Consider the following 9,173-nt stretch of genomic DNA (forward strand, 5'->3'; position numbering starts at 1 on the left):
ATTGCTGGTCAAACGTTCGCCGGTTGGGTGTCGTCGCCGTCACCGTCCGAAATGCGCATGGAACGTGCCGGAACGATGGTGGAGATCGCGTGCTTATAGACCATCTGGCTGACGGTGTTCTTCAGCAGCACCACGAACTGATCGAACGATTCGATCTGGCCCTGGAGCTTGATCCCATTGACGAGATAAATGGAGACCGGAATACGCTCCTTGCGCAGGGCGTTGAGAAACGGCTCCTGCAGAGTCTGTCCTTTAGACATATGAGCTACCTTTTTGAATTATTTGGATTGGCGTGAAGCGAAAACGCCAGCGACACAAAAGTTTATCACCGAATCAAGGCTCGATCCGGCCAGCCGCCGACGCGACATCTTGTCATGGTCAGCTTGGCTGCGCCCCGACCTCTTTCAAGACCTGCGCCAGCGAAAAGGGTTCAGTCGGGTCGATCCAGACCCAGTTGCCCTCGCCGCGCAGCCAGGTCATCTGGCGCTTGGCATATTGGCGCGTGGCGATGACGCCGCGCCGCACGGCTTCCAGCCGGCTGGTTTCGCCATCCAGATGGCTCCAGATCTGGCGGTAGCCCACCGCACGCATCGATGGCAGGCCCAGATGCAGATCGCCCCGCGCGCGCAGCCGCGCGACTTCATCGATCAAGCCTTCCCGCACCATCTGCTCGAAACGGGCGGCCATCCGGTCGTCGTGGTCCTTCTTCGCCGGCGGCCGCACCGCGTAGCGCAGCACGATGCCGGGCACCGCGGCCTCGGCTTTCGGCCGCGCGTGCCAGTCGGACGCGGGGATACCGCTGGCCAGGTGAATCTCCAGCGCCCGTTGCACGCGCTGGCTATCGTTCGGATGCAATCGTGCCGCCGTCACCGGATCGACCTCGCGCAGTCGCGCGTGCTGGCCATCCGCGCCGATGCGCTCGCGTTCCGCCTCGAGTTCCCGCCTGATCGCCGGATCGGCAGGCGGCAGATCGCTCAGACCATCGAACAGCGCGCGGAAATACAGCAAGGTGCCGCCGACCAGGATCGGCACTCGACCGCGAGCGCGAATGTCGGCAATCACTCGGCCAGCGTCGCTGGCGAATCGGGCCGCGGAATACGGTTCCAGCGGATCGAGGATGTCGAGCAGGTGATGCGGCACACGAGCCCGCGTTGCGGCGTCCGGCTTGGCCGTGCCGATGTCCATGCCGACGTAGATCTGGGCGGAATCGACGTTGACCAGTTCCGCCGCACCATCGAGGGCTTCGTGCAGCTGCAGCGCGAAGCTGCTCTTGCCCGACGCCGTCGGTCCGCTGATGGCGACGACCGGCAGTTGCGCCGACCGATCGGTCGACGTGTCAGTCGGGGCATCGGTCGACTCGGGAAATCGGGAACTCATCACGCGGCGGAGTTTACCGGCTCCGCCGCGCGACCCCGCATTCGACTCAGAAGCGCCAGCCGATGCTCAGTTGCACCACCGGATAGAACTTGTACTTCCGGATGTCGTCCGACACGTTCGCCTGCTCGGTCGCGATGGCGTTCTGCACGTCCGGATCGGTCGCCAGATCGACGTTTTCGCGCGTGTTGCCCTGGGCATCGGTCACCGTGGCGGTGCCGGATGCGCGCAGGCTCGGCTTCGGCCGGCCGTGGAACAGGACGCCGGCATCGAGACCGACGTAGAACGGCAGGCCCTTCATCGGATTCGAGATGCCGAGGCCGAGATACGGCGCGACGTTCCTGAAGCCGAGATTGCCGGTGACCAGCGCATTGCTGCCGGTGACGGTGACGTCGCCGACGCTACAGGTATTCGGGCAGGTCGCACGCAGATCGACCTTGTTGCCGTTGCCGACCAGACCCGCCGAGATGCGCGGCCCGACCAGGAACGGATAGACATCGAGATAGGCGCCATACGTCAGCAGCTTCAGCTTGCCGTCGTAATCGATGCCGTCGGAATTGATCGAGCGGCCGTAATTGAAGCCCTGTACCGAGGCACGGGCGTTGAGAAACGGCAGTACGCCGACCGTCACCTGGCCGCCAATGCCGGCGGTGCCCGCCGTAGCGCCCACGGCGATATCGGGCAAGCCCGGGAGTGCCTGCAGGGATGGCGCAGCCAGCAGGGCGGCAATGGCCGCAGCAGTCGTGATCTTGTTCATCGGGTCCTCGTCGGGGCCTGGGGAGTCGGAAAGGGAACGCCGTCGGCGCGTGCCGAGCAGCGCGGCCTGACCGCGCGATGAGACTGAATCTCGATGGAACTCCCATGAAATCCGGATGGATCGCCATCCGCCGCGCGAGCAGGCGCTGGTCCGATGCAAGCCAGATGCCCCGCCCGGCGCGACGTGATCCCGACACCGACGGCGGTTACCGCTGGCCCGAAACGGTCACCGGTCGGGCGCTGGATCCTCGCCGCGCAGACGGCGGAAGCGGGCATCCGGCGCCGGATGCGAAGACAGCCATCCGCTGTCGCTCGTGTCGCCGTGCTGGTCCTTCTGGCGCTGGACCAGACGTTCGAGCATCGTCGCCAGCCGTGCCGGATCGATATGGCGCGCCTTCAGCTGCTGCATCGCGTAATCGTCCGCTTCGATCTCGAACGCGCGCGAGTAGCGGCTTTGCAGCACGGTGGTCGGCAGCACGGCCAGCATCGCGGAGACATCGCCAAGCCAGGCGGTCATCGTCAATGCGACGACCGAGCCCTGCAGCAGCATTTTCAGCCCGTGCCGATACTGCACATGGCCGAGTTCGTGGGCGAGCACCGCGTTCAGATCGTCGTCGTCCTCGACCAGCGCGACCAGATCGTCAAGCACGACGATGGTGCCATCCGGCAGGGCAAAGGCATTGGCGCCCAGACTGCCGCCGTGACGGAATTCCAGTGCCGGCAGTGGCTCGCCATTGCCGAAATCCAGCGCTTCGAAGCGCCGCTGCAGCGCATCCTGACGTTCCGGATCGAGAGTCGACGGCGTCAACCAGCGGCCATCGAGCGCTTCGAGGGTCGATTCGCTCAACTGCCGGGTGACCGACGCCGGCGTGCGTGTGGCCATGACATCGGCCGCGATCGGCAGCCCGTAGAGGTAGCCGAGCACGGCACTGAGCGCGACGAGGGCCATCGCGGCGATGGCGATGCGCCAGCTGCCCTGCCAGAACTCGATGGCATCCGGCTTGAGCCCGGTGCCGGTCATGATCGCCGAAAGGCCGGCGTGGTCGCGGATCTCGAGATAGGCCCCTTCCGGGAGATGCAGCAGCCGCGGCCCGTTGCCGAACCGTTCGCCGATGCGCATTGCCGAGAGCGGTTCGCGGCGCTCGACGTCGGTGCCGTGCACGCACAGCATGCCGTCGACCACATCCACCGTGACCTCATGGCGTCGGGCCGTGCGGCCATCGTAGTAAACAGCGGCGACCGACACGGCACCCGTCCGCCGCTAGAGCGCGATGTCGATGTCGAACACGCTCGCCGCTTCTTCGCCGAGCGCGTTTGCAGCGGTGGCGTCACCGGCGACGATGTCATCCAGCGGCTCGGCCAGCACCACGGTCAGGCTCTCCGCCCGGTAGCGCGCCAGCCGCGCCAGCGCCCACGGCATGAAGAAGCCGAACGTCACGATGACGCCGACCAGATTGCTGAAGTACAGCCAGCCCAGATGTCGCGCCGACAGGCGGCTCTCGAAGCGATGGTCGCCGAGCCGCGTCTGGTTCCAGATCAGATTGTCGATCCGCGAACGGAAGTACGGCATCACGGCCAGGAACAGCGCGGCGTAGATCATGAACACGACCACCAGCGCGCCGGCCAGCGCTTTCGGATCGAGCTCGCCCCGTTCCTCGTCGCCCGCTGCGAGGATTTTCAGGCTTTCCGGGTTGACCACCTGTGACGCCACGCCGGCGACCACGACCGCAATCATCGACAGCAGCACGCTTACGGCGAAGATCTTCGCGAACTGACCGGTCGTGGCCGTGAACGAGAACCGGCGCGTGCCATACCGGGCACCGTTGTGCTGGTACAGCTTGAAATCGCGGTACCAGGCCGGGTAGATCCAGAGCACCACCGCAATGACCAGCGCAATCATGCCGATGCCTGCGATGGCCTTCGATACCAGCGCCAGCAAGCTCGCCCCGATGCCGAGCGCGGCGATCAGCAGCAGACGGGTGTAGCTCGCGGCATAAGCGCCGCCGAGCGTTCCGGCGAACCCGAAGCGCAGCCCGCGATAGCTGCTGTTGTGCAGCCGGAAGCGCAGCGCGTTGTGCAGCAGCCAGGGTCCGGCCAGCAGCAGGATCACGACGACGACCGCGAACAGGGCGACCGACACGCCGGCCGCGAACTGGTACGCCCCGAACATCAGCACGGCAACAACGCGGCCGATCAGGATCGCCTTCGGCTGCCCGTGATACTCGAAGCCGCTGCCGGCCAGTTCAGTGGAGCGATAGAAGTACTGCAGGCGACGGACCTTTGCCCAGGCCCCGTAGATGCCGAGGGTGACGATCGTCAGCGCGAGATTGACAATCCAGATGCGGAAGTACTCGCTGCCGCTGCCGGTGAAGCGGAAGGTTTCCGGCGCAGGCGGTGGCGGCGGCGGCGCGTGCGCTGAAGGCGTGACTGCAGCGGGCTCGTGCACCGCGGCGAGCGGCTCATGCGGCGCGTCGTGCGCAGACTCGCCCGAGGCTTCGGTCGATTCGTCGTTCATGCGGGTTCCCTGTCGGTGGTCGGCATCCGTGGTCCAACCGGGACACTACTCGACAGAGGTCCCGCTCGAAGCGCCGGGCGCGCGGAAACCAGCGCTGCGGCGTGATTTGACGCACGGTTGGCAGGGCGAAAACGCCAAGCAGCGAGTCAGCGACCGCGAAGGAACAGGCGATCCAGCGCGTCGGCGTCGATCTGGACCCAGGTCGGGCGACCGTGGTTGCACTGCCCGGCATTCGGCGTCTGCTCCATGTCGCGCAACAGCGCGTCCATTTCCGGCACGGTCAGGCGGCGATTGGCCTTGATCGCGGCGCGGCAGGCCATGTCGGCGAGGATGCGGTGCTGGGCATCGAGCGCCTCGTTGAAATGCTCGGCGCTTTCGGCATCGTCGGCACCGCCGCATAGTGTCCGCAGCAGCGCGGCGAGATCGGTCTTGACCAGCAGCGCCGGCACCGCACGCACCGTGATGCTGTCCGGGCCGGCACGATCGAGGATCAGGCCGAAGCGGCGCAGCGACTCGCTCTGGGCTTCCAGTTCGTCGGCTTCGCCGGGTCCGACCCGAACCACTTCCGGCAGCAGCAACCGCTGCGAGGCGATCCCGTCGGCCGCCAGCTGCAGCTTGAAGCGCTCGTACAGCACGCGTTCGTGTGCCGCATGGGCGTCGACCAGCACCAGCCCGTGGCGGTTCTCGGCGAGCACGAACACGCCGCGCAGCTGCGTGATCGCACGACCGAGCGGCTGGTGTTCGTGGTCGGCCTCTGACCGGGGTTCGGGGTCGCCACTCGGCGAAACGACGGGCTGCTCGCGGTACAGCGGCCAGGCCGACGCGGACCTCGGCGCCGGCTCGCGCACCGGCCACGACGGCGTCGGCGATGCATTGCCGTAGCGCACGCCGTACTGCATCGGTGACGGTGCCGGTGCGGGCACCGGCTCGACACCGGTCGTCGACGCTCGTGGCGCGATCGGCAGCGGATCGAAGCTTACCCGGTGATGCTCGCCGGGCTCCGGGCGAATCCGTCGCAGCAGCTGATGCACTGCGCCGAACAGGAAATCATGAACCTGCGAAGCACCGCGAAAGCGCACCTCGGTCTTCTGCGGGTGGACGTTGACATCGACCCGCGCCGGATCGAGTTCGAGGAACAGCACGAACGCCGGATGGCGCTGGGAATGCAGCACGTCGGCATAGGCCCGGCGCAGCGCGTGGCCCAACAGCTTGTCGCGCACGCAGCGACCGTTGACGTACAGGAACTGCAGATCGGCCTGAGCCCGCGCGAAGCTCGCCAGTGCCACCCAACCCCAGAGCCGCATGTCGAGCCGCTGCTCGTCGAGGGTCACGGCATTGGCGAAGAATTCATCACCGCAGACTTCGGCAATGCGCGCCGAACGCGCCGCCTCGCCCTCGGCCCGTGCCAGCTCGAAGCTGCGCCGGCCGTTGTGCGTCAGACGCAGCCGAAGGTCGAAGCGGGTCAGCGCCAGACGCCTCAGCGCCTGATCAACGTGACGGAACTCGGTCCCTTCCGCCTTCATGAACTTGCGCCGCGCCGGCGTGTTGAAGAACAGGTCGCGAACCTCGATCGTGGTGCCGGTCGCGTGCGCCGCCGGCTGCGGCGGCAATGCGTCGAGCGTGCCGGCGCCGGCGACTTTCCAGCCGTGTGGCGCATCGGCCCGGCGCGAGGTCAGCGCCAGCCGCGACACCGACAGGATGCTGGGCAGTGCTTCGCCGCGGAAACCGAAGCTGGCGACCCGCTCCAGATCGTCGAGATCGCTGATCTTGCTGGTGGCATGCCGGGTCAGGGCCAGCGCCAGTTCGTCCGGGGGAATGCCGCAGCCATCGTCGCGAATCCGGATCAGGTTCAGACCGCCGGCCTCGAGTTCCACCTCGATCACGGTGGCTCCGGCATCCAGCGAATTCTCGACCAGTTCCTTGACGACGGCCGCGGGACGTTCGACCACTTCGCCGGCGGCAATCTGGTTGATCAGCTGTTCATCGAGCACACGGATCCCACTCATCGGCCTGCCTCGCCCTGGCCGGCTCGTGGACCGGCCCTGCGCGCTCCGCGCTCAGGGCGTTCGAGCACGCGCGAAGCAGTGCTTCGCAAGCGCGTGCGCTCACCCTCGCCGGCCGCAATCTGGTTGATCAGCTGTTCATCGAGCACACGGATCCCACTCATCGGCCTGCCTCGCCCTGGCCGGCTCGTGGACCGGCCCTGCGCGCTCCGCGCTCAGGGCGTTCGAGCACGCGCGAAGCAGTGCTTCGCAAGCGCGTGCGCTCACCCTCGCCGGCCGCAATCTGGTTGATCAGCTGTTCATCGAGCACACGGATCCCACTCATCGGCCTGCCTCGCCCTGGCCGGCTCGTGGACCGGCCCTGCGCGCTCCGCGCTCAGGGCGTTCGAGCACGCGCGAAGCAGTGCTTCGCAAGCGCGTGCGCTCACCCTCGCCGGCGGCAATCTGGTTGATCAGCTGTTCCGGCAAGACATGAATGGCCACGTGCGCAGGTCGTTCAGGGGGCCGACAAGCATAAAGAAAGCCGCGCAACCGGAGCGGTTGCGCGGCCTCGGAGACATCGAGATGCGCTGCTGGATCAGCGCTTCAGGCGCACCGGTACCGACCGCGGCTTGTCGCCGGCGCCGCTGCGCGTCGGACCGGCGACCGCGATCTGCTGCGGGCGATAGCGCGCGAAGTAGCCGCGCACGCCATCAAAGATCGAATGCGCCATCTTGTCCTGATACTCCGGGTCGCCGAGCAGCTTTTCCTCGCGCGGATTGCTGATGAACGCCGTTTCGACCAGCACCGACGGGATGTCCGGCGATTTCAGCACCATGAAGCCAGCCTGCTGCACTTCCGCCTTCTGCAGGCGGTTGACCCGGCCGAGCGAGTTCAGCAGACGGCTGCCGAGGTCGAAGCTCGCTTCCATCGTCGCGCTCTGCGAGATGTCGATCAGCACGGCGGCGAGATCATCGTCCTTGTTCTGCAACTCGACGCCGCCGACGAGGTCGGCCGCGTTTTCGTGATTGGCCAGCCAGCGCGCATGCTCGCTGGACGCGCCGCGGTTCGACAGCACGTAGACCGCCGTGCCGCTCATCTCGCGGTTGTTGATGGAATTGGCATGCACCGACACGAACAGGTCCGCCTCGGCTTGACGGGCGCGGACCGTGCGGGTGCGGAGTTCGACGAAGGTATCGTCGCCACGCGTCAGCACTGCGCGCATGCCCGGCTCGCCGTTGATCTTTGCCGCGAGCCGCTTGGCAATCGCCAGAGTCACCGCCTTCTCCTGCAGGCCGGTCGGCCCGATCGCACCCGGATCGTTGCCGCCATGACCGGCGTCGACCGCGATGACGATTTCCTTCTCCGACACGCGGACTCTCGACGACGCTGCCGACTGCGCGACGGCGGGCGACGCAGGCGTGGCATTCGCCGCTGCCGCCGCGATCTGAGCGGGTGCGGGTGCAGGTACGGGCGCGGCTGCCACCGGTGTCGGGTTCGGATGGGCAGCGGCCGCGGGCTCCGCAGCCGAAACCACGGCGGGCGCCGCCGGTACCGGTGACTGTGCGGCCACCGACGGCTGAGCGCCGGGCGCCGGCGCGTCAACGGAGGCGACGATCTCGGCGGGCGCAGGCGTCGGTGCCGACGGCTTGGCGCCCTTGCCCGGATGTTCCGGATACAGGTCGAGGATCAGGCGATAGCCGTAGCCGCTGGTCGGCTGCAGTCCGAACGACTGCGGCGACACCTTGGCGCCGGTATCGAGCACGACGCGCAAGCCCTTGTCGCGCGGACCGGTACGCACGGCCTTGATCAGGCCCTTGCCGGTCTGCGTGACGGCGACCGTCGGCGCCCGGCGGGCATCCGAGAAATCGATGACCACGCGGTCCGGGTTGGCCAGGGTGAAGACCTTGGGCTGGCTTTCCTGATCGAGATCGAACACGACGCGCGTGGCGTCCGGACCGTCGAGCAGGCGCAGATCGCGCAGCTCCGCCGCGGAGCTGGCCGTGGCCACCGTCAGCAGCAGAAATCCGGTCAAGGCGCGCATGCGTCCACCCACAGTCGCTTTCAAAGGCAGAAGATAGATCGGAAACGACATCTGTTCAACAATTTTCGTATCGAAATCAGAGGCTAGTAGGAACTACTTCAAGTTCGGAGCGACGATTTCGACGATTCCCGGACGTTCCAGCGCGACCAAAGGCGGCAGCGCCGCTCCGTGCAATTCGGCGACCCGACCGTCGCCATCGGCCCTCAGTGTCACCGTGAGGTCTGCAGCCGGCACGCCATCGCCCCCGCAATCCGGCCATTCGACCAGCCACCAGCAGCGCGACGGCGGGTAGTCATCGAGGCCCAGCCCCTCGAGTTCGTCCGGCGTCTTCAGCCGATACAAGTCGAGGTGCAGCAGTTCGACGCCGCCGACGCTGTACGGTTCCACCAGCGTGTAGGTCGGACTGCGGATCGCGCCGCGCACGCCGAGCGCGCGCAGCCAGCCCCGCGCGAACGTCGTCTTGCCCGCACCCAGCGTGCCGCGCAGGTGGACAACCCCACCC

The 9,173-nt window shown here is 67.0% G+C and carries 8 protein-coding genes; all 8 read right to left on the reverse strand.

The window, feature by feature from the left end; all coding sequences use genetic code 11:
* Positions 1 to 8 precede the first annotated feature (8 nt).
* On the reverse strand, positions 9 to 260 hold the full coding sequence (hfq, locus tag QZ951_RS11320; protein ID WP_293000700.1) for an RNA chaperone Hfq: 252 nt from the start codon (positions 258 to 260) through the stop codon (positions 9 to 11).
* A gap of 118 nt (positions 261 to 378) precedes the next feature.
* Positions 379 to 1,377, reverse strand: a complete 999-nt coding sequence (miaA, locus tag QZ951_RS11325; protein ID WP_293000701.1) for a tRNA (adenosine(37)-N6)-dimethylallyltransferase MiaA — start codon at positions 1,375 to 1,377, stop codon at positions 379 to 381.
* A gap of 46 nt (positions 1,378 to 1,423) precedes the next feature.
* Complete coding sequence (locus tag QZ951_RS11330) at positions 1,424 to 2,131, reverse strand: hypothetical protein (RefSeq protein WP_293000702.1); 708 nt, start codon at positions 2,129 to 2,131, stop codon at positions 1,424 to 1,426.
* Between the two features lie 225 nt (positions 2,132 to 2,356).
* Positions 2,357 to 3,376, reverse strand: coding sequence for a M48 family metallopeptidase (locus tag QZ951_RS11335; RefSeq protein WP_293000703.1), 1,020 nt, complete (start codon positions 3,374 to 3,376; stop codon positions 2,357 to 2,359).
* 15 nt (positions 3,377 to 3,391) lie between these two features.
* The gene (locus tag QZ951_RS11340; protein ID WP_293000704.1) at positions 3,392 to 4,645 is read right to left on the reverse strand and encodes a YjgN family protein; all 1,254 of its coding nucleotides are present in this window, start codon (positions 4,643 to 4,645) and stop codon (positions 3,392 to 3,394) included.
* Between the two features lie 146 nt (positions 4,646 to 4,791).
* Positions 4,792 to 6,651, reverse strand: a complete 1,860-nt coding sequence (mutL, locus tag QZ951_RS11345) for a DNA mismatch repair endonuclease MutL (protein WP_293000705.1) — start codon at positions 6,649 to 6,651, stop codon at positions 4,792 to 4,794.
* 574 nt (positions 6,652 to 7,225) lie between these two features.
* Complete coding sequence (locus tag QZ951_RS11350; RefSeq protein WP_293000706.1) at positions 7,226 to 8,671, reverse strand: N-acetylmuramoyl-L-alanine amidase; 1,446 nt, start codon at positions 8,669 to 8,671, stop codon at positions 7,226 to 7,228.
* Positions 8,672 to 8,764: 93 nt separating this feature from the next.
* Positions 8,765 to 9,173: tRNA (adenosine(37)-N6)-threonylcarbamoyltransferase complex ATPase subunit type 1 TsaE (tsaE, locus tag QZ951_RS11355; RefSeq protein ID WP_293000707.1), on the reverse strand; the 409-nt coding region annotated here is incomplete at its 5' end.

This window comes from Nevskia sp. (assembly GCF_021732705.1).
Lineage (GTDB): Bacteria > Pseudomonadota > Gammaproteobacteria > Nevskiales > Nevskiaceae > Nevskia.